The organism is Micromonospora sp. LOL_013 (genome assembly GCF_048060315.1).
In the GTDB taxonomy this organism is placed as follows: domain Bacteria; phylum Actinomycetota; class Actinomycetes; order Mycobacteriales; family Micromonosporaceae; genus Micromonospora_E.
This window is the reverse complement of sequence record NZ_JBHMIQ010000056.1, coordinates 1-25,752: the sequence shown is the minus strand read 5'-3', so window position 1 is coordinate 25,752 and position 25,752 is coordinate 1. Positions and strand designations below refer to the sequence as shown.

Annotated in this window: 28 protein-coding genes and 1 pseudogene; 8 read left to right on the top strand and 21 right to left on the bottom strand. The window is 71.6% G+C overall.

Features of this window, described 5'->3' with window-relative positions; translation table 11 throughout:
• Window positions 1–286: 286 nt before the first annotated feature.
• Genes ACFHWS_RS26935 through ACFHWS_RS26920 form a run of 4 tightly spaced genes read right to left on the bottom strand, consistent with a single transcriptional unit; the run spans window position 287 to window position 1,772 of the window.
• Window positions 287–529 (bottom strand): type II toxin-antitoxin system Phd/YefM family antitoxin, encoded by a 243-nt coding sequence (locus tag ACFHWS_RS26935; RefSeq protein WP_416551825.1) that lies wholly within the window; start codon window positions 527–529, stop codon window positions 287–289.
• 2 nt (window positions 530–531) lie between these two features.
• Window positions 532–750: a hypothetical protein gene (locus ACFHWS_RS26930; RefSeq protein WP_416551826.1), complete on the bottom strand. Its 219-nt coding sequence runs from the start codon at window positions 748–750 to the stop codon at window positions 532–534.
• A 60-nt stretch (window positions 751–810) separates the two neighbouring features.
• Window positions 811–1,005, bottom strand: coding sequence for a DUF397 domain-containing protein (locus ACFHWS_RS26925; RefSeq protein ID WP_416551827.1), 195 nt, complete (start codon window positions 1,003–1,005; stop codon window positions 811–813).
• Window positions 996–1,772: a helix-turn-helix domain-containing protein gene (locus ACFHWS_RS26920; RefSeq protein ID WP_416569400.1), complete on the bottom strand. Its 777-nt coding sequence runs from the start codon at window positions 1,770–1,772 to the stop codon at window positions 996–998. The genes ACFHWS_RS26925 and ACFHWS_RS26920 overlap by 10 nt, the downstream gene beginning before the upstream one ends.
• A gap of 454 nt (window positions 1,773–2,226) precedes the next feature.
• Between ACFHWS_RS26920 and ACFHWS_RS26915 the strand changes: the two genes are divergently transcribed.
• Both ACFHWS_RS26915 and ACFHWS_RS26910 read left to right on the top strand, forming a co-directional pair.
• On the top strand, window positions 2,227–2,604 hold the full coding sequence (locus tag ACFHWS_RS26915) for a DivIVA domain-containing protein (protein WP_416551829.1): 378 nt from the start codon (window positions 2,227–2,229) through the stop codon (window positions 2,602–2,604).
• A 53-nt stretch (window positions 2,605–2,657) separates the two neighbouring features.
• Entirely contained in the window at window positions 2,658–3,302 is a 645-nt protein-coding gene (locus ACFHWS_RS26910) for a hypothetical protein (protein ID WP_416569399.1), read from the top strand.
• Window positions 3,303–3,309: 7 nt separating this feature from the next.
• On the opposite strand, the gene ACFHWS_RS26905 is transcribed toward ACFHWS_RS26910, so the two are convergent.
• The 5 genes from ACFHWS_RS26905 to ACFHWS_RS26885 form a co-directional block, all read right to left on the bottom strand.
• Window positions 3,310–3,894, bottom strand: a complete 585-nt coding sequence (locus ACFHWS_RS26905; RefSeq protein ID WP_416551831.1) for a hypothetical protein — start codon at window positions 3,892–3,894, stop codon at window positions 3,310–3,312.
• Window positions 3,895–4,022: 128 nt separating this feature from the next.
• Window positions 4,023–4,586: an exonuclease gene (locus tag ACFHWS_RS26900; protein ID WP_281553018.1), complete on the bottom strand. Its 564-nt coding sequence runs from the start codon at window positions 4,584–4,586 to the stop codon at window positions 4,023–4,025.
• Between the two features lie 62 nt (window positions 4,587–4,648).
• Window positions 4,649–5,182: an AbfB domain-containing protein gene (locus ACFHWS_RS26895; RefSeq protein ID WP_416569401.1), complete on the bottom strand. Its 534-nt coding sequence runs from the start codon at window positions 5,180–5,182 to the stop codon at window positions 4,649–4,651.
• A 176-nt stretch (window positions 5,183–5,358) separates the two neighbouring features.
• Window positions 5,359–5,577 (bottom strand): hypothetical protein, encoded by a 219-nt coding sequence (locus tag ACFHWS_RS26890; protein WP_416569398.1) that lies wholly within the window; start codon window positions 5,575–5,577, stop codon window positions 5,359–5,361.
• Between the two features lie 121 nt (window positions 5,578–5,698).
• Window positions 5,699–6,682, bottom strand: a complete 984-nt coding sequence (locus ACFHWS_RS26885; RefSeq protein ID WP_416569397.1) for a sporulation protein — start codon at window positions 6,680–6,682, stop codon at window positions 5,699–5,701.
• Window positions 6,683–6,990: 308 nt separating this feature from the next.
• Here ACFHWS_RS26885 and ACFHWS_RS26880 point away from each other — a divergent pair, with 308 nt between their 5' ends.
• Together ACFHWS_RS26880 and ACFHWS_RS26875 are read left to right on the top strand one after the other, a co-directional pair.
• On the top strand, window positions 6,991–8,406 hold the full coding sequence (locus ACFHWS_RS26880; protein ID WP_416552079.1) for a hemolysin family protein: 1,416 nt from the start codon (window positions 6,991–6,993) through the stop codon (window positions 8,404–8,406).
• The gene (locus ACFHWS_RS26875) at window positions 8,403–9,449 is read left to right on the top strand and encodes a hemolysin family protein (protein ID WP_416551834.1); all 1,047 of its coding nucleotides are present in this window, start codon (window positions 8,403–8,405) and stop codon (window positions 9,447–9,449) included. The genes ACFHWS_RS26880 and ACFHWS_RS26875 overlap by 4 nt, the downstream gene beginning before the upstream one ends.
• Window positions 9,450–9,471: 22 nt before the next feature.
• On the opposite strand, the gene ACFHWS_RS26870 is transcribed toward ACFHWS_RS26875, so the two are convergent.
• On the bottom strand, window positions 9,472–10,248 hold the full coding sequence (locus tag ACFHWS_RS26870) for an EI24 domain-containing protein (protein WP_416551835.1): 777 nt from the start codon (window positions 10,246–10,248) through the stop codon (window positions 9,472–9,474).
• Window positions 10,249–10,513: 265 nt separating this feature from the next.
• Here ACFHWS_RS26870 and ACFHWS_RS26865 point away from each other — a divergent pair, with 265 nt between their 5' ends.
• Window positions 10,514–11,800, top strand: coding sequence for an FAD-dependent oxidoreductase (locus ACFHWS_RS26865; protein ID WP_416551836.1), 1,287 nt, complete (start codon window positions 10,514–10,516; stop codon window positions 11,798–11,800).
• Between the two features lie 50 nt (window positions 11,801–11,850).
• On the opposite strand, the gene ACFHWS_RS26860 is transcribed toward ACFHWS_RS26865, so the two are convergent.
• The 4 genes from ACFHWS_RS26860 to ACFHWS_RS26845 all read right to left on the bottom strand — a co-directional run bounded on the left by ACFHWS_RS26860 (window position 11,851) and on the right by ACFHWS_RS26845 (window position 14,179).
• Entirely contained in the window at window positions 11,851–12,744 is an 894-nt protein-coding gene (locus tag ACFHWS_RS26860; RefSeq protein ID WP_416551837.1) for an alpha/beta fold hydrolase, read from the bottom strand.
• A complete protein-coding gene (locus ACFHWS_RS26855) occupies window positions 12,741–13,049 on the bottom strand; it encodes a DUF2516 family protein (protein WP_123605844.1) in 309 nt (102 codons plus the stop codon). Before ACFHWS_RS26855 ends, ACFHWS_RS26860 begins: the two co-directional genes overlap by 4 nt.
• A 78-nt stretch (window positions 13,050–13,127) precedes the next feature.
• Window positions 13,128–13,589, bottom strand: coding sequence for a hypothetical protein (locus ACFHWS_RS26850; protein WP_416551838.1), 462 nt, complete (start codon window positions 13,587–13,589; stop codon window positions 13,128–13,130).
• Complete coding sequence (locus ACFHWS_RS26845) at window positions 13,586–14,179, bottom strand: helix-turn-helix domain-containing protein (protein WP_416551839.1); 594 nt, start codon at window positions 14,177–14,179, stop codon at window positions 13,586–13,588. The genes ACFHWS_RS26850 and ACFHWS_RS26845 overlap by 4 nt, the downstream gene beginning before the upstream one ends.
• Before the next feature lie 141 nt (window positions 14,180–14,320).
• Between ACFHWS_RS26845 and ACFHWS_RS26840 the strand changes: the two genes are divergently transcribed.
• Window positions 14,321–15,130, top strand: a complete 810-nt coding sequence (locus ACFHWS_RS26840) for an alpha/beta fold hydrolase (RefSeq protein WP_416551840.1) — start codon at window positions 14,321–14,323, stop codon at window positions 15,128–15,130.
• Window positions 15,131–15,211: 81 nt separating this feature from the next.
• Here ACFHWS_RS26840 and ACFHWS_RS26835 read toward each other — a convergent pair whose 3' ends face one another.
• From ACFHWS_RS26835 to mtfM, 5 genes are read right to left on the bottom strand one after another with little or no spacing between them, the layout of a single operon-like run.
• The gene (locus ACFHWS_RS26835) at window positions 15,212–16,168 is read right to left on the bottom strand and encodes an asparaginase (RefSeq protein WP_416552080.1); all 957 of its coding nucleotides are present in this window, start codon (window positions 16,166–16,168) and stop codon (window positions 15,212–15,214) included.
• Window positions 16,169–16,221: 53 nt separating this feature from the next.
• Window positions 16,222–17,313, bottom strand: a complete 1,092-nt coding sequence (locus ACFHWS_RS26830) for a YgfZ/GcvT domain-containing protein (RefSeq protein ID WP_416551841.1) — start codon at window positions 17,311–17,313, stop codon at window positions 16,222–16,224.
• Window positions 17,310–17,732: a Fur family transcriptional regulator gene (locus ACFHWS_RS26825; protein WP_278171720.1), complete on the bottom strand. Its 423-nt coding sequence runs from the start codon at window positions 17,730–17,732 to the stop codon at window positions 17,310–17,312. The genes ACFHWS_RS26830 and ACFHWS_RS26825 overlap by 4 nt, the downstream gene beginning before the upstream one ends.
• A 58-nt stretch (window positions 17,733–17,790) precedes the next feature.
• A complete protein-coding gene (locus ACFHWS_RS26820; protein ID WP_416569396.1) occupies window positions 17,791–18,420 on the bottom strand; it encodes an FABP family protein in 630 nt (209 codons plus the stop codon).
• 15 nt (window positions 18,421–18,435) lie between these two features.
• Entirely contained in the window at window positions 18,436–18,540 is a 105-nt protein-coding gene (mtfM, locus tag ACFHWS_RS26815) for a small membrane protein MtfM (RefSeq protein WP_278171721.1), read from the bottom strand.
• Window positions 18,541–18,565: 25 nt separating this feature from the next.
• On the opposite strand from mtfM, the gene ACFHWS_RS26810 reads away from it, so the two are divergent.
• Window positions 18,566–18,931, top strand: coding sequence for a DsrE family protein (locus tag ACFHWS_RS26810; protein WP_416551843.1), 366 nt, complete (start codon window positions 18,566–18,568; stop codon window positions 18,929–18,931).
• 58 nt (window positions 18,932–18,989) lie between these two features.
• On the opposite strand, the gene ACFHWS_RS26805 is transcribed toward ACFHWS_RS26810, so the two are convergent.
• Together ACFHWS_RS26805 and ACFHWS_RS26800 are read right to left on the bottom strand one after the other, a co-directional pair.
• Window positions 18,990–19,964 carry a hypothetical protein gene (locus tag ACFHWS_RS26805; RefSeq protein ID WP_416551844.1) on the bottom strand — a complete coding sequence of 325 codons (975 nt, stop codon included), beginning with the start codon at window positions 19,962–19,964 and terminating at the stop codon, window positions 18,990–18,992.
• Between the two features lie 270 nt (window positions 19,965–20,234).
• Window positions 20,235–20,750, bottom strand: a pseudogene (locus tag ACFHWS_RS26800) (helix-turn-helix domain-containing protein); the annotation flags it as partial.
• Between the two features lie 375 nt (window positions 20,751–21,125).
• On the opposite strand from ACFHWS_RS26800, the gene ACFHWS_RS26795 reads away from it, so the two are divergent.
• Window positions 21,126–25,562 (top strand): S8 family serine peptidase, encoded by a 4,437-nt coding sequence (locus ACFHWS_RS26795; protein ID WP_416569395.1) that lies wholly within the window; start codon window positions 21,126–21,128, stop codon window positions 25,560–25,562.
• Window positions 25,563–25,752 lie beyond the last annotated feature (190 nt).

Below are 25,752 nucleotides of genomic sequence, written 5' to 3'. Positions count from 1 at the left end.
GGCGGACGTCAACGACCGTGGAGCGCGGGTAGGACCGGGACCCGTCCCGGCACCGCGCGGTGAAACGGTAACCCGCCAGAACACTGCGCGTGTCACGCGCGGCGTGGCTGGAATCGCCGCCGATTAGGGCGGCGAGGATGTCAAAGACCTGCTGATGCGTGACGCGGAGGCTCTTTACCGCGCCCCGGCCAAGCCTGGCAGCGAGTCAACAGGCGCTGCCACGGAAACCACGGAAACGGTCGAGTCGGTGTCGAGGCTGAGCTGGCCGCCCCAGGCGACCACATCATCACAGGTCCGCCGGCCGGACGAGATCACGTGACCGCGTAGCCACAAGCTCAATGTCGGCCTCGCCCGGGAACAGCCCGATCAGGTCGACGATGTTCCCTTGGTCTCCGGTCGACCGCTGATGGTCCTCGAACGCCGGCAGCACGTGCGCCGGACGGCCAGGATCGGTGTCGAAGACCGGCCCGCTGCGGGTAGCGGTCGTCGCCCGTCCCGTGTCCTGGTTGAACTCAGGACTCGACGTCACGCCTATAGCCGGGTCCGTGCGGCCTGTCGGCGCAGCCGCGCCAGTTGTACGACACAGTTGATGACGACGATCGTGGTGAGCAGCGGCAGCAGGTCAACGAGCCAACCAAACTCCCACCAGCCCGCCCGGTCGAACAGCAGTGTCATCACGAAGGCGAACGCGACCACGACGACAACGATCTGCACCGTCGTGATCAGCAGAAACCGAACCGCCGGAGCCACATCGCCTCCTCAGATCCGGTCACGCCATCGTCAGCCAGTTGCCGAGCCGCGGAACTGAGGTCAGGGGTGGGTGGGGAGGTGGGTGACGAAGGTGGACCAGGCGGCGGGGGCGAAGGTGAGCACCGGGCCGGCCTGGTCCTTGCTGTCCCGCACCAGCACCGCGCCGGGCAGGTTGTCGGCAACCTCGACACACGCACCACCGGCACCGTTGGACCGGGTCGACTTGCGGAAACGAGGGGTGCCGGTCAGCTCCATGTCAGCGCCGCTTTCTCGATCATCTCGCGGGACTCCGCGATGGGCAGGGCGTAGCTGCGGACATCTTCCCACACCTGTTCGAGCCGACGCACCCGTTGCGGGTCGTCGATGGGCTCGCCGCCGAAGTGGGTGTCCAGGTAGCCCACCCTCCGGTCGTGCACCGTGCCGAGCACGAACGGACCGTTGAGCCCGGCGTAGGCCCCGGCGGTGGCCGGCACGACGTGCACCCGCACGTTGGGCCGGTCGCAGGCGGCTGCGAGCGCGGTCAACTGCTCCACCATCACGTCCGGCGAGCCGACCTGTCGGTGCAGCACCGACCGGTCCAGCACCGCGACGAAGTGCGCCGGATTGTCTGCCCGGGTGATGATCTCCTGCCGGGCCAGTCGGTTGGCCAGTGACGTCTCGACATCGTCGACCGGGCCGACGTCGGTAAGCAGCTGTCGGGCGTACGCCTCGGTCTGCAGCAGCCCCGGGACGACGGAGAGTTCGAAGTAGCGCAGGATGCTCGCCTGCGCCTCGTTCTCAGCCCACGAGCGCAGGAACGGGGCGATCGACTGCCCGCGCGCCTGGGCCGCCAGCCGCTGGATCCGGTCGCCGGTCTCGAAGACGCCGTCGAGTGCCTTGGCGATCGCCGGCACCGGGATGAGCCGCCCCGCCTCGTAGCTGCCGATCGACGACCCACTCACCCCGACCAGCGCGCCGAGCTGCTCCTGCGACAGCCCTCGCGCGGTCCGCTCCTTGCGGATGGCCTCCTGCAAGTCGATCATTATCGGCCCCCTTATCAGATTCGTAGGATCTCTCCGAGAACCCTCCGACTCCCACATCTTCCATTGCATGGGGTGGATAGTCCAGGGTAGAGGGGTAGGAAGTTGAGAAAGCAAGATACACGGAGGACCGAGCCCCCGGGGCGCGTGCGAGAAAACCATTTCACGGCCACGTCCGTCAACACCGGAACAGCCAGGAACCCCCGTGCCATGGCCGCTCCGGTGCTGGTCCGTGGCCACGACGCGGCCGACACCGCGTTCCCGCAAGTAACACCGAAATGGAGTACGCACGCGCCCCGGGCCCCTATCCGATCGATCCGCCGTGAATCGAAGACTGCCCTGGTTGCCGTACTGCCAAGGAGGGCTGCGGCGATTGGGGCGGGGTGGCCCGGCCGGTTCGGCAAAGCTGCCGGGCCACCCCTTCCACACACCCGACACCCAAGGGGAGGAAAGCGCGATGCGAGAACTGTGGCGACGGTGGCGGGTCCGCTGGCAACGGCGGCGGTCGGTAACCCTGCCACCGCGTGACTGGCCGAACGGCAGCGGCGTGTACCGCGTACCCGCGAATGGCCGCAACCAGCGGCCGACCGCGTACCGGCCGATCCGGCCCTGGCAGGTCCGCAGCCAGCACTTCCGCACCGCCAGCCGACGCGCCCACGGACGTGGCCTCGACCCGGCCGACGTCGCCGCGTTCCTCGAACGGGTCGCCTACGACCTCGGTGTCCTCTACGCCGAGCTCGACCGCACGTACGAACAGAACGACCGGATCAAGGACGCGCCGCGCCGCTGGCAGAGCAGCTACACCGCGACCGCCACCCCGTCCGGCTACCGCTGACCGAGCGACACACCGGGCCGGGCTCGGCCGGCGACGGAGCACGGCGCGCCCAGTTGGTGCTCACGGTCGCCAACGTCGACACCGGTGCGGTCGTCTCGGCCAGCGTGGTGCCCGGCACGGTCACCCCGATGCCGACCGGCTGCGGTCGATACTGGTGCCTCGACCTGGCCGGACTGCTCGGCGATCTGGCGGCAGCGGCCGGCGTCGCCCACCTCTACGACCCGGAGGCCCCGGACGAGCCGGTTCTCGCCCCCTGGCTGCAACTCCCCAGGCAGTGGCGGCCCGACCTGCCGGCCGACCAGCGGTACGCCCTGGAAGCCGAGGCGATCGCTGCCGAGTCGATCGACCCGTGGCGGTTGTGGCTCGGCCGGACAACGGGTCCACCGGACAGCACCCACCCACCGTCGCCGGCGACAGCAATCGCTGTGGCGCTCCGCCTCGGCCTGACGGTCACCGTCGGCGGTCGCCCCACCGGCGTGCTCACCCAGGACACCGTCGAACAGGCGGTCGCCGACTTGCTGAGCTCGCTGCCCGACGCTCTCGGCGATCTGATCCCCGCGGAGCCGGACACCCCCATCCCCGTACCGTTCGAGCGTCGGCTTCCGCGCCACGGCCGGCGGCACTCAGCTGCCGACGTCGACGAGCTGATGTCGATCAGCCGCGACTGGAGCGGAATCGTCGACGTCGATGGGCGGTAGGGACAGGTCAGCCGATCAGGTCGGCGGATGACTCTGCGGGCTCACCGAGTAGCCGCCGCGCTGTATGCAGGGCAGCAGTTTCGTCCACCTCAGCACTGGCGGCAGCGCTCGCAACGAAGGCTTCGATCTGATCCAGGTGCGCTGGCTGAAGTCCACGATTCGGCAGCGGAGCGATCAGGAGCGCCCGCCCGCTGGCGGTGAGTTCTTCGTACACGGGGCCACTGGTCGGCGTCTCGGCGTCGTCGGTCCAGATCAGCGGCCGTCCCTGCGCGACGACCTCACGTGCGGCGCCAAGCTTCGCCCCCGCAGCGGTCGACGTGGACATCTCGTGGGTCCAGCTGCGTCCGAGTCGAGGCAGGCCGAAGAGACGTTCCACCTGGTCCGCCTCGACGCACCAGGTGCTGCACCAGCGGATCTCGACCGCGCCGGCCCGGTGCATCGCCCGGATCCGGTCGATGAGCGCCGGTGCCCACCGCAGCCGATACTCCACCGCGCCGACATGTGCGGTGCCGTTGCACGGTGCCGCGCCCCAGCCGGGGCGGGTCACGTTGACGACTCCGTCGACGTCGAGCACCCAGACAGCTTGTCGCATCGCGTCACCTTCTTGGCGCGTCGCGCGGGTGTAACGGTATCGCCGGCACACGATGTGAGGCTGAGACACCCTATCTTGGCGGCGATAGGTATCTCAGCCTCACATCAGTGCAGAAGCGGGTTGCCGCGTCAGCGGGTCGCCGGGTTGGCGGCGAGCATGGCGCAGAACAGGGCACCCTGCTCGATCGCGTCGTCCAAAGCGACATGCTCATGGTCGTGCTCGCCGAACCACTCGCGGGGCATGGTCCGCTTCGACGTCGTCCGGTAGCCGGTGCCCAGCAGCGCCATGGCGTACGTCTTGATGTCCAGCGCCGAATGGGAGAACGGGCTCGATCCGGTGAAGCGGATCAGGTACCAGTAGACGAACATGAAGTCGTACGCCGCCGGATAGCCGATGAACACCGGCCGCCCCGGCAGCTGAGCCAGCCACTCCGTGTACCGGGCCATCGCCGCCGCCGGCTCCTCCTGGTCTGCCCGGCACGCCGCCCACGCCTCCGGCTGTGTCTCCCACCACGCCATGGTCTGCGGCGCGCCGCTGGCACCGGGCAGCGTGACCAGGTTGGCGCTGAACGTGCCGACCAGCTCCTTGCCGGCCGTGTACGCCGCCGAGGCGAAGCTCAACATCGAGTGCGGGCCGGGGATTGGCCCGTCCGCCTCGACGTCCGTGCTGACGTAGATCTCCGCTTGTGCCACCCCCGCACCGTACGCCCAGCTGGTGGCGCGCTGTCCTACGGTGCCGGGTGTTGGCGGTCGGGTCAGCTGACGGTGAAGGTGGCCGAGGCGCGGCCGGCGGCGTCCGGTACGGCTTCCAGGTAGAGCAGGCCGTCGCGGTGCCGCACGTACTGACCGGGGAAGTTGACCGACTCCAGCGAGATGCCGGCCGAGTTGGCCAGCCCGGGGACGACCCGGAACTGCGAGTCGGCCAAATTGGCGACATTCCCCTCAAGGCGGACCCGGTACTCCCATTGCCGCAGGTAGCGGTCCGGCTGGTCGTGGGCGGCAGGCCCTGCAGGGTGGTGGCCCGGCGCATGACGATCCGGTCGTACTCGGGGACGGTGGCGACGAAGTAGTAGTAACCGTCGGTGTGCCGGTGCACGTGCGGTTCGGCCCGCTGTTCGACGATCGGGTTGGTGAACTGGACGGCGGGCGGGGACCGCCGCCGCGACAGCAGCCGGGCGGCGGCGACCACGGCGGTGGTGGTGGCCGCAGTCACCAGGGCGGCGGTTGTCGCCGCCAGCCAGTTGACCGTGGATCGCGATCGCCTCATGACCGACACCCTTCGCAGTCATCATCTTCGATGCAGATCGCGTTGGCGCTCACACAACCCAGGTCAAGAGGATGCGTCATCTTCACGAAACAATCCGGCGGGGCGGCGGGAAGATTCCCGCCGCCCCGCCGGGACACTGTCCAGACTGGCTCCAGCAAGGCCTGCCGCTGGAGGCTCGGCCGAGGCTGCCCGCTCCGGCTACTCGCCGCCGAGATTCACCAGCGCCTGCGCGGTCCGGAAGTACGGGTTCCGCCCGAGGTCGCCGACGGTGACGATGCCGAAAGCGTCCTTGAGCAGCTTGGCGTCGCTCTCACTGACGCCCTTCAGCGAGGCGACCGGCGCGGCGACGATCTCGGCCAGGGACTTGTCCTGGTAGGCCTTGTCGACCAGCGTGGTCAGGTCAGCGGTGACCGGCATCCTGTTTGTTCTCCTTGTGCTCGATGGTGGTGTGACCCGGCCCACGGCGGGCAGGGCCTGTCGACTCCGGCTATCTGCGGTGCTGCGTCCTGGAGTGCTGTGCCCGAAGCGCGGGCAGCGGCTACTCCTCGGCCTCTTCTTCCTCGAACTCTTCCTCGTCGCCGTCGCCGATGACGTCGAAGATTTCCTCGGCGACCATGCCGGCGGCGAAACCGGCGAGGGCGCCGCCGGCCGCACCGGCGAGCACGCCGCCCATCCCAGAGCCACCGTCCTCGTGTCCACCGTGGTACCCACCATGACCGTGGCCACCCCCGTAGCCGCCGAGCAGCGCGTGTCGCTGCTCCATCGACTGCCGCAGCCAGGAGTCGACCAGGCTGATCCAGTCGATGCTCTCGGCGGCCGCGTGCTCGACCCGGTAGTGGCCGTACGCGTCATGACCGGGGGTGAACAGCCCGGACTTCTTGTCGAACTCCAGGACCACGGTCACCCCGTGCGGGTCGGCGACGAACGTCAGCTCGACCTGGCTTACCCCCGGGTACTGCGGTGCCGACGCGTACTCGATCTCCTGATAGAACGGCATGGTCTGGGGCAGGCCGGCAAGCTGACCGTGCTCCAGGTCGGCACCGGTGAACGGCAGCCCGAGCGCGGCGAACGCCTCCAGGATCCGCTCCTGCACCGGCAGCGGATAGACGTGCACGTCGTCGAGGTCACCCGGGTCGATGGCACCGCGGACCCAGATCTTGGTACGCAAGCCCATGGTCATGCCAGGCAGCCGCTGACCGTACATGTCGGTGACCGGCGTCTCCCACGGCACGTCGATCTCGAACGGCAGCGACAACTGCTGCCCGGCGGCAAGGCGCAGCTCGCCGCAGACCGGAACCCGATGGAACTCGACCGTACCGTCGTACTCCTCGTCGTCGGTCTCCATTTCGACCCGGGTGACCAGCGCGACGGTGATTTGGTCGATCTCCACCTCGTGGTCGCCGCCGGTGATGTCGACCTGGCCGGCCAGGGTCAGGCCGGGGCGGGTGCTGGCGTTGGACAGGACGGTGTCGACAGTCGGTCCACCGACTCCGAAGGCTCGGAGCATCCGTTTGAAGACCACGTGGCCATCTCTCCCTGGCGGTATGCCGGCGCGGCCCCCGGGCGCGCCGATCGTTGCCGCACAACATGATCAGGCATGTCTATTTTGGAACCGGGGCTGTCGACGATGCTAGCGGGGCAGCCTGAGAAGTTGCTGAACAGCAGATGTCAGGTACGCAAAGTAATTACATGAGTACTTTTCGCTACTGTTCTCAGTGAACTCGCAGGTTGGCGCAGCATCCGCCTGTCTATGCTGATGACCATGTCCACGACCAGCGACCCTCCCAGTCCCGGCCGCCCCGTCACCGTCGAAGGAGTGACCGGGCGGTGATGGAGTGGGCGCTGCTGGGCGTCGCGGTGCTGCTGGTCGCCGCCAACGCCGTGTTCGTCGCCGCCGAGTTCGCCTTCGTGACGGTCGACCGGGCGACCGTGGAACGGCAGGCCGCCGCCGGTGACCGCCGCTCGGCGGGCCTGCTGCGCGGCCTGCGGACGCTGTCCACCCAGCTGTCCGGCGCCCAGCTCGGCATCACCGTGACCAGCCTGGTCGTCGGTTTCCTCGCCGAGCCCTCACTGGCCACCCTGCTACGCGGCCCGCTCGGGCTCACCGGTTTGCCGGACGGCGCGACCACCGCGCTCTCGCTGACGCTGGCGCTGATCCTGGCCACCAGTATTCAGATGATCTTCGGCGAGCTGGTGCCGAAGAACTGGGCGATCGCCGAACCGCTGCGGGTCGGCCGGGCGGTCGCCGGCGCGCAGCGCGGCTTCACCGCCGCCACCGGCCCGTTGATCCGGTTTCTCAACGGTACGGCCAACCGGATCCTGCGGGCGTTCGGCATCGAGCCCACCGAGGAGCTGGCGTCCGCCCGTACGCCTCAGGAGCTGGCCTCGCTGGTCAGCCGGTCCGGCGAGGAAGGCACCCTGGACGCGGAGACCGCCGAGCTGGTCTCCCGGTCGATCGACTTCGGCGAACGGACCGCCGCCGACGTGATGACCCCCCGACCCCGGGTACGGTTCGTCACCGCCGACGCACCGGTGGCCGAGGTGCTGCGGCTGGCCGCCGCCACCGGACACGCCCGCTTCCCGGTCACCGGCACCGGAGTCGACGAGGTACTCGGCGCCGTGCATTTCAAGCATGCCCTCGCCGTGCCGACCGGGGAACGCGACACCCGGCCTGTGCGGTCGGTGATGGTCGAGCTGCCCGAGGTCCCGGAGACCGCCGAGCTGGACCCGCTGCTCGGCACGCTACGCAGCCGGGGACTGCAGATGGCGGTGGTGGTCGACGAGTACGGCGGCACCGCCGGCATCGTCACTTTGGAAGACCTGGTCGAGGAGATCGTCGGGGAGATCGCCGACGAGCAGGACCGGCCGACCGGCCGACACCAGCGCGCCGCCGACGGTTCGTGGCAGCTCTCCGGCCTGCTGCGGCCCGACGAGGCGGCCCGGCTGACCGGGCTCGACCTGCCGGAGGGCCGGATCTCCGACACCCTCGGTGGGGTGATCATCGAGGAGCTCGGCCGGCTGCCCCGGGTCGGTGACACCGTCACGGTCGTCGCCGACGACCGCGAACACCCGGACCCGGACGGACTACCCACGTCCGTACCGGTGGAACTGACCGTGACCCGGGTCGACGGCCGCCGCGCCGACCGGCTGCTGCTGCGCCGCGCCGACGCCACCGCGGCCGCCGGGTCTCCTGACGGACGCCGGAACGGCCACTCGGCCGGGCACCCGGAGGAGACCGCATCATGAGTGACTGGTTGGCGATCCTCGTCGGGGTGCTGCTGCTCGCCGGCAACGCGTTCTTCGTCGGTGCCGAGTTCGCGCTGATCTCGGCCCGTCGGACACAGATCGAGCCACGGGCCGCCGCCGGGTCCCGGCTGGCCCGCGTCACGCTGCGGGCCATGGAGTCCGTGTCACTGATGATGGCCGGCGCGCAGCTCGGCATCACCGTCTGTTCGCTCGGCCTGGGTGCCATCGGCGAGCCGGCCGTGGCGCACCTGATGGAGCCGGCCTTCGCCGCCGCCGGGGTGCCGGACGCGCTGGTGCACCCGATCGCGTTCGCCATCGCCCTGGCGATCGTGGTCTTCCTGCACATGGTGATCGGCGAGATGGTGCCGAAGAACATCGCCCTCGCCGGTCCGGAGCGGTCCGCGATGGTCCTGGGCCCGGTGCTGTACGGGGTGGTCACCGTGCTGCGGCCACTGATCTGGCTGCTCAACCAGCTCGCCAACATCGTCCTGCGCCTGCTGCGGGTGCAGCCGAAGGACGAGGTGACCTCCACCTTCACCCGGGAGGAGGTCTCCGGGTTCATCGCCCAGTCCCGCCGTGAGGGCCTGATCGACGAGCACGAGCACCGGCTGCTGACCGGGGCGCTGGCGTTCAGCGACCAGCCGACCGCCCGGGTGGCGATCCCGCTGGATTCGCTGGTCACGGTGTCCGCCACCAGCACGCCAGTCGAGCTGGAGAAGCGCTGCGCCGATACCGGCTACTCCCGCTTCCCGGTCGTCGACGGCGCCGCGCAGGTGACCGGCTATTTGCACGTCAAGGACGTGCTCGGGGCCTCGGCGCAGGACCGGGACCGGGCGGTCGACTCCCGGCTGATCCGGCCACTGGTCACGGTCCGGGCCACCCAACCGATGCGGGACACCCTGACGGTCATGCAGCAACGGGGCGCCCACCTGGCCCGGGTGGTCGACGCCGACGGCCGGTTGACCGGCCTGGCCGCGTTGGAGGACGTGATCGAGGAGCTGGTCGGTGAGGTCCGCGACGCCGCACAGGCCGCCAGCCGCTAAACGCCGCACCGGCCGTCAGCCGCTAGGCGGGCGGAGCAAGCTGGGGCGGCCCGTCGGTGGGCTGGTTGAGCGACTGGCGGGCGAGCAGCGTCGCGCCGGCCACCGCCGCCGGCATGACCAGCACCGCGCCGAACGGGATCAGGCAGCAGCAGAAGACCGCCACTCCGAAGCCGAGCGCCTTCGGCCGATTGGTCCGCAGCGCCACCCGGCGGTCCGGTAGCCGCAGGCCACGGCGGTAGAACGCGGACCCAACGAGCTCAAGGGCGAGCCGCCAGCCGCCGAACAGGGCAGCGACCACCGGCACCACGGTCTGCCCGACGATCGGGATGAACCCGCAGAGGAACAGCGGAATCCCGATGACGATGCCGAACGCGATCAGCCGGGCCGAGTCGAGCAGGCTGTGCCACAGCGACCGCCACCACGGCACGTCGACCCCGTTCGGCACCCCGCCGTGCTGCCCCTCCACCCATTCGGAGATCTTCTCGTAGAACGGATCCCCAATGAACAGGGTCACGGCGGTGAAGGTGAGCACGCCGATCAGCCCGCCGAGGGCCAGCAACGCGACGGCGACCGCACCGCGTGCCGCATCCCGAGTGCCCGCCGACCAGTCGTCGGCGAACGGGGTGAGCCAGCCGGCGACGTCGACCACGACGGCTGTCCAGCCGACGAACGCGGCCACGAACAGCACCCCGGCGATCACCGCCGGGATCAGCCCGAGCAGCACCATCTTCGGGTTGCGGGCGTAGGTGCCGAAGCCGCGCAGGAACAGCCGGACACCGTCGAGGAAGGCGCGGATCATCTCAGCCGGCCAGGCGCAGCCGTACCCGACGGTTGGCCCGACCTTTGCTCTGCCACTCACGCGGAGTCGGGTCGCGCAGGTCGAGTCGGTCGGTACGGCCGTTACTGGTGACACCCACGGGTGGCAGGTTACCGCCGATCAGGTGGAGTCACCCAGTTGGCTGATTTGATGAGTGTCAAACTTGACCATCGTCGAAACAGCGGGCATCGTATTGTTGATTCGACGATCATCGAGACTACGAACGCTTGTCAGCACGGAGGGATTCATGATCAACAAGGAGCTACCGGCCGTCGTCATCGGGGCCGGCCCGGTCGGCCTGGCCGCCGCCGCCCACCTGCACGAGCGCGGTCTGCCCTGGGTCCTGCTGGAGGCCGGCGGCAGCGCCGGCGCGGCGGTCAGCAAGTGGGGGCACGTCCAGCTCTTCTCCCCCTGGCGTTACAACATCGACGCAGCCGCCCGCCGGCTACTCGACGCCGCCGGCTGGGCCGCCCCCGATCCCGGTCACCTACCGACCGGCGCCGAGCTGGTCGGCGACTACCTCGAACCACTGGCCAAGCTGCCCGACCTGGCCGGTCGGATCCGGTACCGCGCGCGGGTCGTCGCGCTGGGCCGCGCCGGAATCGACCGGGTCCGCACCGACGGCCGGGAGCAGGCGCCGTTCGTGGTCCGGCTCGCCGACGGTACGGAGATCAGCGCCGGTGCCGTCATCGACGCCTCCGGCACCTGGGGTACGCCGAACGTACTGGGCGTCAACGGGCTGCCCGCCCGCGGCGAACCGCAGGCAGCCCACCTGATCAGCACCGCTCTGCCGGACGTGCTCGGTGCCCACCGAACCGACCACACCGGCCGGCACACCATCGTCGTAGGTGCCGGCCACTCCGCCGCCAACACCCTGCTGGCCCTCGCCGAGCTGGCCGCTCAGGAGCCGGACACCCGGGTCAGCTGGGTCACCCGTGGTGCGACCATCGACCGGGCGCTCGGCGGCGGCGACGCCGACGCCCTGCCTGGCCGCGGCAAGTTGGGCACCGGACTGCGGTTGCTGGTCGACTCCGGCCGAGTCGAGCTGGTCAGCGGATTCGGCGTCCACACCGTACGGGTCACCGCCAGCGGCCAGGCCGAGCTGGTCGCGACCGACGGCCGGACGCTGGCCGCCGACCGAATCGTCTCGGCCACCGGTTTCCGCCCCGACCACCGGATCGCCGACGAGCTACGGCTGGACCTGGACCCGGCGCTGGGCTGCACCCGGAGGCTGGCCCCACTGATCGACCCGAACGAGCATTCCTGCGGCACCGTCCCGCCGCATGGGGTGGAGGAGCTCACCCAGCCAGAGCCGGGGTATTACGTGGTCGGCATGAAGAGTTACGGCCGGGCGCCGACGTTCCTGCTGGCCACCGGCTACGAGCAGGTCCGCTCGGTCACGGCGGCGCTGGCCGGTGACTGGACCGCAGCCCGGGACGTACAGCTGGATCTGCCGGAGACCGGCGTCTGCTCGGTGGCACCCGGCGACCAGTCCACCACGCCGTCCGCCGCCTCCGGCGGCTGCTGCGGTTGACCGTCGTCGACGTTAACGGAAACGACCGGAGCCACGGCACGTGCCGCTGATCAGATCGGCTCGTTGAGGAAGCCGGAAACCCGCTGCCGTAAATCGGTGCGCTGGTTCCAGAGCACGCCGGGGCGGTCGTAGACGTGCAGGGCGGCGCCCGGGATGGCGGCGGCCAGCCGCTCGGCGGTCTCGGCCGGGTGCAGGTCGTCGCCGACGCAGCCGATCACCAGGACCCGGGCGGTGACCGCAGCGAGCGCGGCCGGGTCGGGCACCGGCACCGTGTCGGCCAGGTCGACCAGTTCGGCGGCGAGTCCGTCGCGCAGCAGCTGGTCGATCCTGGTACGCAGGTACGCCCACGCGGCCGGGGTGTTGCGTACCGGCACCGGGGTCTCCGCCGCGATCAGCTCGGCCACCCCGGAGACGTCGCTGTCGTTGACCGCGGTGACCAGCTCGGCGATCCGCTGGCGGGCCGAGGCCGGCCGAGCCGCGTCGAAGGCCGACGGTAGGAGGAACACCGCCCGGTCGAACCGCCGCGGGCTGTCGGTCAGCAACCGGGCCAACGCCCCGGCACCGAGGCTCATCCCGACCGCCCGGCCGGCACCGGCCAGGTCGGCCACGGCCCGCAGGTCCCGGGCCAGGTCGGGGTAGCCCCACGGGCCGGCCGGCGCGGCGGAGCGGCCATGCCCCCGGAACTGGAAGAACACCTTGCGCCCGGCGACTCCGCTGCCCAGCGGCCGGGTGGTGGCGATGCCGTGTGCTATGCCGTGCGCGAAGACGGTGGTCGGCTCACCGGACCCGGTGACCAGCCGTTCCAGCTCCACACCGTGCGGCGTGGTGATCACCTCGGTCTCCGGCTCGGGCAGCGCGGGCCGGCCGGTACGGGGACCGGACGGGCCGGGCCCGTAGGTCCGCGGCCCGCCGTCCGGCGGCGGTGGCCAACGGAAATCTCTCACCAGGAGCCTCGGCCGTCGGCGATGTCCCGCAGCCCGACCCGCACGTCGAGCAGGTAGATCAGCCCGGCGGCGATCCCGATCAGGCCGAACAGGCTGACCTGGAACAGCAGGGTGAGCAGCAGGCAGACGCCGAGGATGGCCAGCCACGCGCCTTTCGGCAGGGTGCCGATCGCCGGGAACGCCTCGCCTTTCTGGGTGACGCAGTGCACCAGCGCGACAGCCTGCACGACGAGGGCGAACACGAACAGCGCCAGGTCGAGGATGTACCGGACGTCGGCATAGAACAGCGGCGCGGCAGAGTCCATGCCCAAAGCTTATGCCGCGGGCCCCGGATGCGTGCCACCTGCATCCGGGGCCCGCGGGTCACCCGGACCCCGCCGGAACTACTCGGCCTTGGCCTGGGCGGGCTTGACCGACTCGGTCGAGTCGGCTTCCGGTGCTGCGGTGACCTGGGCCGGAGCCTCGGTGGTCTCCATGTCGGCGTTGACGGTGTCAGCGGCCCGGACCACCCCGGTGCCGACGACCCGCTCACCGTGCGCCACCAGCGTGCCGTAGATCGCCACGGCCCGCTGCCCGGCCGACTGGGCACCGGCGAGCACCGCGTCGCGGTTGCGCAGCGCGATCGTCCGCAGGCGCTCCAGGTCGGCACCGGTGTTGGCCCGCTCACGCAGCTCGGCGGTGCTCTGTGCGGCCTTCTCCCGCAGGCCGACAGTGCCGAGGCTGGCCTTGCCGGTCAGCTGGGTGACGGCCACGGGCAGCTTGCGCAGTTGCTGGTAGGCCAGGTCGCCGGCGCCGGCGACGGCGTACAGGGGTGCTGGGATCCGCTTGGTCTTCGGCTGGCTCATCGTTGCTCCTCCTCGGCCGCGCCGGCGGCCTGCTCGGTTTCCCCGGCCCGGGGCGTACGACGCCGGGGGGTGGTCTTCTGCCGGGAAGTGGTCCTGGTCGGCACGGTGGGCGGCGGGTCATCGGTCGCCGGGCCAGGTGCGGCCCCGGCCTCGGTGACGGCGACCGACTGCAGGGTCTGCTCCTCAACTTTTTCGGCGGCTTCGGCGGCGGTAGCTGCGTCCGCGTCGGTGTCCGGTCCGGCGTGCCGGGCGTTCTCCCGGCGGAACGTCTCGTAGATCTGGCTCAGCGACTGCTTCTGCGCCATGGTGAGGTCGGGGTCCGAAGCGATCGCGGCGAGCACGCCCTGGCCGTCCTTGTCGTCGAGCAGCCCGGCCCTCAGGTACATCACCGGCGTGGAGACCCGCAGTGCGCTGGCCAACTGCTGGAGCACCTCCGCGCTCGGCTTGCGCAGGCCGCGCTCCACCTGGCTGAGGTAGGGATTGCTGACGCCGGCCTGCTCGGCGAGCTGCCGCAGCGAGATGCGGGCGTTGTGCCGCAGGTCACGGATGAAGCCCCCGATGTCGCGAGGCAGGTCCTTCGGTGTGGCCATAGCTCGACGGTAGCCCGATCTGCTTGCAACTGCTAGCGAAACGCTAACGAAAGTTAGCGGAGTCATCCGGATGAACCGTCGCAGGAGCCGCCGAGAAAGTCGTTGGCGGCCAGCCGCCCCGTGACGCTAGGCTCCCCGCCGATGGCGACGATCCGGGTTGGCGATGCGACGATCAGCTACGACGACGTCGGCACCGGGCCGCCCGTACTGCTGATCCACGCCGGCATCGCCGACCGCAGGATGTGGCGGGCGCAGGTCGCCGCGCTGCGCGACCGGCATCGGGTGATCGCCATGGACCTGCGCGGCTACGGCGAGTCCGACCTGCCGGCCACCGGGTTCGCCCACCACGACGACGTGATCGGTCTACTGGACGCGCTCGGCGTCGCCCGCGCCGCACTGGTCGGCTGTTCGTTCGGCGGTGCGGTCGCCATCGACGCCACTCTCGCCCACCCCGACCGGGTCACCGCCCTCGCCCTGTTCGGGTCGGCGCTGGGCGGCCACGACTGGTCCGACGCCGCCGAACAGCTCTGGGACGACCTGGTCGGCGCGGTGGACCCGGAGGACCTGGACGCGACGGCCGACGCCGAGGTGCGGTTCTGGGTCGTCGGCCCGCGCCGGCAGCCCGCCGACGTCGACCCGGAGCTGATCGCCTTCGCCCGCGAGATGGACCGCCGGGCACTCGCCGCCGAAGCCGCGCTCGGCGACGTCACCCACCGCGAACTCGACCCACCGGCAGCCCGCCGGCTCGGTGAGATCGGCGTGCCGGTGCTGGTCGGCGCCGGGGCGCTCGACGTGCCGGACATCCTCGCCCTGGCCGATCTGATCAGCACCGGCATCCCGACCGCCCGGCGGCTGCCGGACGTGCCCGGCGCAGCCCACCTGCTGCCGTTGGAGTGCCCCGGGCCGGTCGACGCCGCGCTGCGCGAGTTCCTCGCCGACACCGTGCGATAGACGATCACACCATGCGATAGACGATTACCGTGCGATAGACGATTACCGTGCGATAGCCAGCCCGTCCGCCGGCCAGTCTCGTCAGGACGGCCAGCACAGGGCGCGCAGCGTGCCGACCGGCTGGCCGCCACCGAGCACCGGCGGCTCACCGAGTTCGGCCAGAGCCATCGGATCCAGGCCTTCGGCGTCGGTGCCAGTGCCGACGCCGAGCCGGCGCAGCGCGGCAACCACCGGCGGCACCGTCGCCCGCTGCGCACCGTCGTCAATCTTCACCGCGATCGCCCCGACGCCGGGCACCGCCACCGCCAGCACACCCTCCGCGCCGACCTTGGCCAGCAGCCCGGGCACCGCCCGCATCAGCCGGGTGTCGGCCCGCCCAGTGCCGGCCACCAGCTCCGGGTACGCCCGCATCGCGTCCGCCACGGTCCGCTCCACCGACCCGGCAAGGCCGTGCACCAGCCGCAGGAACGCCCGTGCGACCGCGGTCAGCGACAGCGCCAGCACCGGCGCGCCGCAGCCGTCCACCCCGACGGCGGCGGCCGGCTCACCGGCGTACTCCTCGACGGCGGCCCGGATCCGCTCCTGCAACGGATGCTCCGGATGCCAGTACTCCTCCACCGGCCAGCCGGCAGCCCGGCAGGTCAGCAGCATCCCGGCATGCTTGCCGGAGCAGTTCATCTGCAGCCGGCTCGGCCCGCCACCGGCGCGCAGCACGTCGGCTGCGGCGGCCGCGCCGACCGGCAGCTCCGGCGGGCAGCGCAGCGCCGCCTCGGTGAGCCCGGCGGTACGCAGCAGCGCGGCCACCCGGGCCAGGTGAAAGTCCTCGCCGCTGTGGCTGGCACAGACCACCGCCAGATCGGCTGGATCGGCCAGCCGCAGCCCGGCCCGCAGCATGCCGATCGCCTGCAACGGCTTGTTCGCCGACCGGGGAAACACCGGCGACTCCACGTCGCCGAACCGCTCTCGCAGGCCGCCGTCGGCGGCCAGCACCACCAGTGAGCCGTGATGCCGGCTCTCCACGAAACCGGAGCGGGCCATCTCGACCAGCGGCACCCCGCCGGCGTACCTGGTCAACTCTGCGACATCCCGGCTCAGGGCTCGATCGCGGCGGTGAACTCACCGGCACGCAGATCGGCGTCGTCCGGCACGTTGCGTTTCACCACCGCCAGAGCGACCATGCCGAGCTCGTGGTGGCGCAGCGCGGTGCCGACGAAGCCGACCGTCCGGCCCTCCAGGGTCAGCGGGGTGCCGGCGTCCGGCGGGGTGTCACTGGCCACCCCATCGAGGTGCAGCAGCACCAGCCGGCGCGGTGGCCGGCCCAGGTTGTGCACCCGGGCCACCGTCTCCTGCCCCCGGTAGCAGCCCTTGTCGAGGTGGACCGCCGGTCCGAGCAGATTGACCTCCGCGGGAATCGCCCGGTGGTCGGTCTCCAGACCGACCCGGGGGGTACGCGAGGCGACCCGCATCGCCTCGTACGCCCAGAGCCCGGCCGGCGCGGCACCGGCCGCACCCGCCTCGGCCACCAGCTGTGCCGTCGCGGCCCGGGGTACCAGCAGGTCGACGCCGAGTGGTACCCGGCGGGCCCAGCCGCCCCGGTACGGCCCGTCCGTCGGCAGCGCGGCCACCGGGTAGAGCACGGTGGGCCGGTCGGGGATCGACCCGGCGGCGAACTTCGACGCGGGCACCGGCAACAGGTCCGGGTCGGCCAGCCCGGTCACGCCCAGCGCCGCCGCCGCGTCGACCGCAGCCGGGCCGACCAGCGACAGCACCGCCCAGTCGGCGGTCACCTCCGCCGGGTCGACCTGGGTGAAGAACCGCATCTTCAACAGGTACGCCAGCAGCTCGCCGGCCATCTGCGGCTCGGTGTCCAGCCAGGTGGTGGTGCCGTCCTCGGCGACCACCGCGTGCTGCTCCACGTGGCCGTGCGGGGAGAGCACCAGCAGCTCGGTGCCCTGACCGGCGCGCAGCGTCGCCAGGTGCTGGGTGGTCAGGGTATGCAGCCAGCCGATCCGTTCGGCACCGGGCACCGCCAGCACGCCCCGGTTGCTCCGGTCGACCAGGCCGACCTCGGTGGCGAGCCGACGCTGCTCACGCATCGGGTCGCCGTAGTGGGCGGCGACCCCGGCGTCGGGGGATCCGGTGGCCACGTCGGCGATGTCCACCGCGCCGGGTATGTCGATCACTGTTTTCCTCCGCACCGCTCACAGGTGCCGAACAACGCCATGTGGCCGATGTCGACTTGGAAGCCGCGCTGTTCGGCGAGCGCGGTGATCAGCGGCTCGGCCAGCGCCGGGTCCATCTCCGAGACCGACTTACAGGATCGGCAGACCAGGTGGACGTGCTGGTCCTCGCCGACCGAGTGGAACGTCGGCGAACCGTGCGACAGGTGGGTGTGAGTGACCAGGCCCAGCTCTTCGAACAGCTCCAAAGTGCGGTAGATGGTGGTGATGTTGACCCCGGCGGCGACCTCGCGCACCGCGTTGAGCACCTGCTCCGGGGTGGCGTGTCCCAACTCGTGCACCGCTTCCAGAATCAGCTGACGCTGCGCGGTCAGCCGTAGCCCACGCGAGCGCAGCATCTCTGCCAGGGAAGATTCAGCCACCGTCGCCATCCTATCGCCGCCGTCTCCGTGGCCGGCCCGACTCCGTGGCCGGCCCGGATCAGCCGCCGACCCGGATCAGCCGGGCGGACAGGTGCGGGGACAGCGGCTGACCGACGGCGGCCATTTCCTGGGCGTACAGCAGCGCCCCCTCGACAATGCCGAACAGCCGGTGGCCGCCGGTGACCTCCTTGGCGGTACCGGTACGCACCACGGCGTCGGTGGCCAACTCGACCTGCACCCCGGTGACCCGACCCAGGTAGAGCTCCATCACCCCGGTCGGGGTCATCATCGTCGCCTCCAGCTCACCGGTGGCCCGGCCGTCGGCGTCGGTGACCACCCGCCACCAGCCGAGTTCGCGACCGACCGGGCGCACCGGGCGGGACTGCTCGTCGAGCAGCCAGGCCCGCGACTCGTACTGCAGGAACGGCCGGCCGTCGTGGCTGATCCGGATTTCCTGCGCGTAGTCGAAGTCCTCGATCGTCGGGTAGCCGCCGCGTCCCCGCCCACGCCACACCCCGATGTACGGCAGCAGCGCGTTCAACGCCGGATGCAGCTTCGGGCCGACCCGCAGGTCGTGGCTCTCCTCGAACGGGTACGGGTCGACCGGCGGGGCGTCCAGCCACGGCGGCCGGACCGGGTTCTCCTCGGTGCTCGGCTGTCCCGCTCCGGACGCGCTACTCGCGCTCATCGGTCCTCCGCTTTCTCACCAGCGTCCACGGCAGATGCGGACCGCGAGGTAGACCAGGCCACCGGCGAGCGCGCCGAAGCCTGCCACCAGCAGGCTGACGAACCCGATCTCGGTAACCATGACAAGGCCATCCTATGCTGGCCGCATGGCTCGCATTCTCGTCGTAAAGGCGACCGCCGGCTCGGACGAGCCGGAGCGGTGCGCCCAGGCGTTCACCGTAGCGGGCACCGCCGCCGCGGCCGGCGTCGAGGTCTCCCTCTGGCTGACCGGTGAGTCGGCGTGGTTCGGGCTGCCCGGCCGAGCCGCCGAGTTCGACCTGCCGCATTCGGCGCCGCTGCCCGACCTGCTGGACGTGGTGCTGGCCAGCGGCGGTCGGGTGACGGTCTGTACGCAGTGCGCGGCCCGCCGCAGGTTCGGCCCGGACGATGTGCTGCCGGGGGTACGGATCGCCGGGGCGGCGGTCTTCGTCGAAGAGATCATGGCCGACGGCGTCCAGGCGCTCGTCTACTGACCGGGCTTCTACTGATCGGGTCGGCAGCCGACGACGGATCAGCGGCTGGCCGACGGGATCAGCAGGTGAAGTCGGTGACGGCGATCCAGACGTCGTCGCCGTCGAGCCGCACCACGGTGCCCTTGGTGCCGTATCGGTGGACGAACAGCGGTGCCTGATCGGAGACGACGGTGGCGCGCGACATGGTGAAGCCGAGCGACGCCCACTCGTCGGACTCCGCGGTGCTGGCCGCAGTCAGCGCGTAGCTGCTGAGCTGTCCGTCGCCGTCGGGACAGGGCAGTTCCACCGACGACGCGGCCCGTACGTCGGCCACCCCGAAGGCGCCCGTCAGCACTTCGGCGTGGCTGCGCGGGGTCGGGCCGACGGTGGCGCCCGGCCGGGGGTCAGCGGGCGCGGGCCGGGACCCGTCGGATGCCGGTCGGCAGCCGGTGCTGATCCGCAGCTGCACCACGCCGTCGCGGATCAGTTCGCCGCGGACCGCGACGAAATCACCGGCGTCGGCGCCTAGCCGCGACCGACCGGTGGTGGCGTCGTGCCGGGCTATCGCGGCGTAGCTGGCCGGGAGCCGGCGGGCGATCCGGTCGAGCAACGCCGGGCCGGCGTCGGGCGCCGTGTAGGCGGTGAGCACCCGGGTCAGTTCGGCGCCGGGTCGCATCAGGGTGATCCGGCAGCCCTCGGTGATCTGCTCCTCGGCCAGCACCACCACGCCGGCGTCGCCGACCGCAGCGGTCAGGTCGATCGCCGCCCGGTCGGCGACCGGCCGGGCCTGCCCGATGTCGCGCTGCTCGCGGACGGTCGGGCTGTCGTCCCGCTGGGACTGCACGGCCAGGCCGAACAGCAGCACGCTCCAGGCGACCGCGGCGGCCGCCAGCCACCACCGCCACCACCGACGCACCGGGCTCTGACCAGCGGCGCTGGCCGGCACGGCGACGGCTGACGGTACGGCGACAACCGGCGGTCCCGACGGCGGCGGGACCCGCGCGGCCGGGTGTGCCGGCGGGGCGGCCGGGGTCGCGGGCGGGTCGTCAGTCACCCGGCCATCGTGCCAGGCACCGGCCAGGGCAGCCGGCACACCCGGCCGCCGCCCTAACGCCGGCCGCCCCGGTAGCGGTCAGCAGCCGACCTCGACCGGCCAGCCGATCCGCTGCTCCGGCAGCTCCCGATCCGACCCGTCCCAGCCGGGCTCGTCCGGCACATCCTGGTGGACCGGCTCGTCGCGAGCGGCTGCATCGTCACGGACCGCGCCGTCGCCGGCCAGGTCGTCCCGCCGGTGACCGGCCGGGTCCGGTCCCGCCGCCGATGCGCCGAAGTTGTCCGGTGCGCTCGACGCGAGCCGGTAGCCGACGCCCCGTACGGTCTGGATCTCCAGGCCGCCGCCGGCGCCGCGCAACTTGCGGCGCAACCGTTTCACGGCCGAATGCAGGATGGCCGTGTCGCCGAGATAGGCCCCGCCCCAGACCGAGCCGAAGAGCCGTTCGTAGGTCCAGACCACCACCGGTGGGGTGGCCAGCCGGGCCAGCAACTCCCGTTCCAGCCGGGTCAGCGTTAACAGCTCACCCCGCCAGGTGACGAGATGGCCGGGCACGTCGACGACGAGGTCGCCGAGCACGACCGGCGCCGCCGGCTCCGGGTCCTCTGCCGGCACGGGCGGGAACAGCATCGCCCGTAACTCGGCCAGATCAGTACAGATGACTACCGTGCCGCAGTCGTCAAGGCGTCTCACGACGCGCTCACGGACGGCTACGTCAGCGGTGACACACACGACCAGTGGCACCTCACCGTTGACCACCGCACTCCTCCCCAGGTTGCTGCGTGTCATCAGACAACGCCGTTTAGTCGCCGGAGTCAACAGCGCCAGTCACCGATACCACTACAGCCCGACGCTCGACCGTGTGTTGCCCGGGTACTGCCTGAAAACTGCCCAACAGACCCCATTGATCACTAACGCCGCCCACTAAAACATGACTCGTAGCCGCCGTGCGAAAACTATCCGTAGAGCACTGCCCGCACGCGACTTGGGCGGATTTCGGGCTTTCCGGTCCGCTGATCCCGAGGTCCGGCGAGTACGGACCGCCTACGAGCATGGGGGGACCGCGTGGTCGACCTGCCCCGCCGCCGAACCGGACGACACGATAGTGACCGCAGCACCGCCCGCCGCCGGGTCCACGGCGGCCCGGGCCGGCTAGTGCACCGGATGTTCACCGCCGGGCTGATCACCCTGCTCGCGGTGACCGCCCAACCCGCCGCCGCGACCGCCGCACCCGGTACCGGCCCGGTCGACGGGTCGGCCACCGCGCCGATCAGCGCCGAACTCGCCGCCGAACTGGACCGGGACGGCACCGTCGAGTTCATGGTCTACCTACGCGACCGCGCCGACCTGTCCGGCGCGGCCGACGCCGCCAGCGCCGGAATACCGGCCGGTGACCGTCGCGCCGACGCCCGGGCCGAGGCTGTGTACCACGAGTTGACCACCACGGCCCAGCGCAGCCAGCAGAGCCTGCGCAAACTGCTCGACGGGCGGAAGGCCGGCTACACCGCGTACTGGATCGCCAACGCGGTCCGGGTCACCGGCGACCGGGACCTGGCCGACCGGATCGCCGCCCTGCCCCAGGTGCAGCAGCTCGAACCAGCTCGCAGCTACCCGCTGCTCACCCCGGAACCAGCCGAACCGGTGCCGCCGGTCGGCGACGACGCCGGCACCACCGCCGTCGAGTGGAACATCGACGACGTCCGAGCGCCGCAGGTCTGGTCCGAATTCGGCACCAGCGGCGACGGGATCGTCGTGGCCACCATCGACAGCGGCGTCGAGTTCGACCACCCGGCACTGGCCGCCAGTTACCGGGGAGCCGGCACCGGCGGCTACGACCACGACTACAACTGGTTCGACCCGACCGGCATCTGCCCGGCCGGGACCCCCTGTGACAACAACGGTCACGGCACCCACGTCACCGGCACCATGACCGGCGACGACGGCGGCGACAACCAGACCGGGGTGGCACCCGGTGCCCGCTGGATCGCTGCCAAGGGCTGCGAGGTCACCAACTGCTCCGACGCGTCGCTGCTGGCCGCCGGCCAGTGGGTGCTCGCCCCGACCGACACCTCGGGCGCGAATCCCCGGCCGGAGCTTCGCCCCGACGTGGTCAACAACTCGTGGGGCGGCGGACAGGCCGACCCGTGGTACCGGCAGACCGTCGACGCCTGGATCGCCGCCGGCATCTTCCCGGCCTTCGCCATCGGCAATGAGGGACCGGGCTGCGGCACCGCCAGCTCCCCCGGCGACTACCCGCAGGCGTACGCGGCCGGCAACTACGACGTCGACCACCGGATCGCCGCCCGGTCCAGCCGGGGCGCCTCGCTGGTCGACGGATCGGTCAAGCCGAACATCGCCGCGCCCGGCACCGCGGTCCGCTCCAGCGTCCCCGGTGGCGGGTACGCGGCGTACAGCGGCACCTCGATGGCCTCCCCGCACGTCGCCGCCACCGTCGCGCTGGCCTGGTCGGCGGCGCCGACCCTGCACGGCGACATCGCCGCCACCCGGGCACTGCTGGACGGCACCGCGATCGACACCAACGACACCAGTTGCGGCGGCACCGCCGCCAACAACAACAACTTCGGAGAGGGACGACTCGACGCGTACGCCGCCGTCGAGGCCGCCCCGCGCGGACCCGCCGGCCGGGTGACCGGCGTGGTCACCGGCGACGGCGACCCGCTGCCCGGCGCCACCGTCTCCACCGGCGACCGCAGCGTCACCACCGGCGCCGACGGCGGCTACTGGCTGACCCTGCCGACCGGCGAGCACACCATCACCGCCAGCGCGTTCGGTTACCAGTCGACGAGCACTACGGTCACGGTCGCCGAGGACGGCACCGTCGAGCAGGACTTCGACCTGGCCGCCACCACCCTGGTCACGCTCAGCGGCCGGGTCACCGACGCGGCCGGCCACGGCTGGCCGCTCTACGCCCGGGTCGAGGTCGACGGGCGGTCCGAGACGGCCACCTACACCGATCCGGCATCCGGCCGCTACACGCTGACCGTGCCCGGCGGCACCGCCGTGACGCTGGTCGCCACGGCGACGCTCGCCGGATACCAGCCGGCCCGGGTGGAGGTGCCGGCCGGGGAGACCGACCGCACCGTGCACCTGGCGGTGCCGGTCACCGCCGAGTGTGTCACCCCCGGGTACGGGGCCAGCTTCGGCGACCCGGTGCTCGCCGAGAGCTTCCCGACCGCCGACACCCCGGACGGCTGGTCGGTGGTGAACCGAACCGACGGCGGCGGTTGGGAGTTCACCGACATCGGTTCGCGGGGCAACCTGACCGGTGGTGACGGCGGCTTCGCCAACATCGACAGTGACGCGCTCGGCGCCGGTGCGGTCCAGGACACCGACCTGGTCACCCCGACGCTGGACCTGTCCGGAGCGGACGCGCCGTACCTGCGGTTCGCCAGCGACTGGCGGGCGGTGGGACTCAGCGACAGCGCCGAGATCGGTGTCTCGGTCGACGGCGGCGCCAGCTGGACCACCGTGTGGCAGTACACCACCAGCCGGCGCGGGCCGCGCACCGAGGAGATCCCGCTGACCTCGGTGGCCGGTGCCGACGAGGTGCTGATCCGGTTCCGCTTCCAGGGCAGCTACGCCTGGTGGTGGCAGGTCGACGACGTCGAGGTGGTCGACCGGAGCTGCACCCCGCTGCCCGGTGGCCTGCTGGTCGGCAACACCACCGACCACAACACCGGGGCCGCGCTGAACGGGGTCACGGTGGCCAGCGCCACCGACCCGACGGTACGGGCGGTCTCCGCCGCCACGCCGGACGACCCGGCCCTGCCCGACGGCTTCTACCAGCTCTTCTCGCCGCTGGTCGGCGAGCAGGAGTTCACCGCGACGCGGGCGCCGTACCAGGTGCGGAGCCGGACGGTGACGGTGGTCGCCGACCGGGCCCGCCGGGCCGACTTCTCGGTCAAGGCCGGCCGGCTGACGATCAGCCCGACCAGCCCGGTGGTGTCCCACCAGCCCTACGGCAGCACCCGCAAGGCCAAGGTGACGGTGACCAACACCGGCAGCGCGCCGGCCGAGGTCGAGATGCTGGCCGGCGACGGTGGGTTCAGTCTGCTGGCCGGCGACGGCGCCCCCCTGACCGAGCACAAGGTGAAGGGGGTCAGCAAGGCCTGGCGGGGTCCGGCGTACGGTGCCCCGGCCGGCGCCGCGCCGACCCGGATCACCGCCGCGTCGGCTGCTGCCGGGGCCGCGACGGCCGCCGATGCCTGGACGCGGGCCCCGGACCACCCGACCGCGATCTTCGACAACGCGGCCGCCACGCTCGACGGCAAGGTCTACTCGGTCGGCGGTGGCAGCACCACCGGCACCGAGCAGGACGCCTGGGTCTACGATCCGGTCACCGACGCCTGGAGCGCCCTGCCCGACCTGCCGACGGCCCGCAGCAAGCCGGTGCTCGCCGCGGGCGGCGGCAAGCTGTACCTGTTTGGCGGATGGGGTGCCGGTGGGACTCCGGTGGCGAGCGTCGACGTGTTCGACCCGGCTGCCGGGACGTGGGCCACGCTGTCCGGGGTGACCAGCCCCGCGCCACGGGCCGCGGCCGGGTCCGCCGTCATCGGCGGCACGATCTATCTGATCGGCGGCTGCATCGACAGCACCTGCACCGACTCGCGTACGGTGCTGGCGTTCGACACCGGCACCGGCACGTTCCGGTCCCGGGCCGATTATCCGGTCGCCGCGTCCTGGCTGGCCTGCGGCGGGATCGGTGAGCAGGCCTACTGCGCCGGTGGTGCCGGCACCGTCGAGTACCGGTCGACGTACGCCTATGATCCGGCCGCTGACGCCTGGAGCCCGTTGCCGGACCTGCCGCTCGATCTGTGGGGCGGGCAGTACGCAGCGGCCGGTGGCCTGCTGGTGATCGCCGGCGGCGTCACCGGGGCGTCGACCACGGTGACGAACCGTACGGTCGGCTTCGACCCGGCCGCCGGTGAGTGGCGGGACCTGCCGAACACCGAGTTCGCCCGGTACCGGGGTGCCGGTGCCTGTGGAGCGTACAAGGTCGGTGGATCACCGAGCTCGTTCGTCGGTTCGGCACAGGTGGAGGTGCTCGCCGGGCTGGAACTGTGCGGCGCCGCGGCCGATCTGCCATGGCTGGTCACCGATCCAGGCAGTTTCACCCTGGCCCCCGGCGCCTCCCGGACGGTCACCGTCACGCTGGCGGCGACCGCCGAGGCCGGCGTGGACCAGCCCGGCCGGTACGCCGCGACCCTCGGGCTGCGGTCCGACGCCCCGTACCCGGTGGGTCAGGTGGACGTGCAGATGAACGTCTCGCCGCCGGCGTCCTGGGCGAAGGTGCAGGGCACGGTCACCGGGATCAGCTGCGCCGGGGTCGAGGTCGGGGTGGCCGGGGCGACGATCCGGCTGAACTCGCTGACCGATCCGGGCACCGGCTACACGCTGCGCACCGGCGCCGATGGCGGGTACGCGTACTGGCTGCCACGCGGACAGTACGAGATCATCACCGCGAAGGACGGCTGGGTGCCGCAGGCCCGACAGGAACGGCTGCCGGCCGGGATCGTCACCACGGTCGACAGCGTGCTCGAACTGGTCGATCCCTGCCCGGCCCGCCTCGGTGGAATCTGACCGGGTGACCGGACCGGTCGACGGCGTGTCTGACCGATGGTGAGAACGGGTGCCGGGCCAGCCCAGCTCTGGCCCGGCACCCGCCGGCGGTCAACCCGGAATCATTACGGGTTGACCGGGCATCGCACCCACGGCCCCGGCGTTGTTCCGGCTTGAGTCGTTCTGTCCGTGTTGAAAATCGGACATCGGC

Coding starts and splice junctions, on each gene's coding strand:
- ACFHWS_RS26925 (WP_416551827.1), bottom strand. CDS start 1,005: ATGGAGCTGACCGGCACCCCTCGTTTCCGCAAGTCGACCCGGTCCAAC.
- ACFHWS_RS26920 (WP_416569400.1), bottom strand. CDS start 1,772: ATGATCGACTTGCAGGAGGCCATCCGCAAGGAGCGGACCGCGCGAGGG.
- ACFHWS_RS26915 (WP_416551829.1), top strand. CDS start 2,227: ATGCGAGAACTGTGGCGACGGTGGCGGGTCCGCTGGCAACGGCGGCGG.
- ACFHWS_RS26905 (WP_416551831.1), bottom strand. CDS start 3,894: ATGCGACAAGCTGTCTGGGTGCTCGACGTCGACGGAGTCGTCAACGTG.
- ACFHWS_RS26895 (WP_416569401.1), bottom strand. CDS start 5,182: ATGACTGCGAAGGGTGTCGGTCATGAGGCGATCGCGATCCACGGTCAA.
- ACFHWS_RS26890 (WP_416569398.1), bottom strand. CDS start 5,577: ATGCCGGTCACCGCTGACCTGACCACGCTGGTCGACAAGGCCTACCAG.
- ACFHWS_RS26880 (WP_416552079.1), top strand. CDS start 6,991: ATGGAGTGGGCGCTGCTGGGCGTCGCGGTGCTGCTGGTCGCCGCCAAC.
- ACFHWS_RS26875 (WP_416551834.1), top strand. CDS start 8,403: ATGAGTGACTGGTTGGCGATCCTCGTCGGGGTGCTGCTGCTCGCCGGC.
- ACFHWS_RS26870 (WP_416551835.1), bottom strand. CDS start 10,248: ATGATCCGCGCCTTCCTCGACGGTGTCCGGCTGTTCCTGCGCGGCTTC.
- ACFHWS_RS26865 (WP_416551836.1), top strand. CDS start 10,514: ATGATCAACAAGGAGCTACCGGCCGTCGTCATCGGGGCCGGCCCGGTC.
- ACFHWS_RS26855 (WP_123605844.1), bottom strand. CDS start 13,049: ATGGACTCTGCCGCGCCGCTGTTCTATGCCGACGTCCGGTACATCCTC.
- ACFHWS_RS26850 (WP_416551838.1), bottom strand. CDS start 13,589: ATGAGCCAGCCGAAGACCAAGCGGATCCCAGCACCCCTGTACGCCGTC.
- ACFHWS_RS26845 (WP_416551839.1), bottom strand. CDS start 14,179: ATGGCCACACCGAAGGACCTGCCTCGCGACATCGGGGGCTTCATCCGT.
- ACFHWS_RS26840 (WP_416551840.1), top strand. CDS start 14,321: ATGGCGACGATCCGGGTTGGCGATGCGACGATCAGCTACGACGACGTC.
- ACFHWS_RS26835 (WP_416552080.1), bottom strand. CDS start 16,168: ATGGCCCGCTCCGGTTTCGTGGAGAGCCGGCATCACGGCTCACTGGTG.
- ACFHWS_RS26820 (WP_416569396.1), bottom strand. CDS start 18,420: ATGAGCGCGAGTAGCGCGTCCGGAGCGGGACAGCCGAGCACCGAGGAG.
- mtfM (WP_278171721.1), bottom strand. CDS start 18,540: ATGGTTACCGAGATCGGGTTCGTCAGCCTGCTGGTGGCAGGCTTCGGC.
- ACFHWS_RS26810 (WP_416551843.1), top strand. CDS start 18,566: ATGGCTCGCATTCTCGTCGTAAAGGCGACCGCCGGCTCGGACGAGCCG.
- ACFHWS_RS26795 (WP_416569395.1), top strand. CDS start 21,126: ATGTTCACCGCCGGGCTGATCACCCTGCTCGCGGTGACCGCCCAACCC.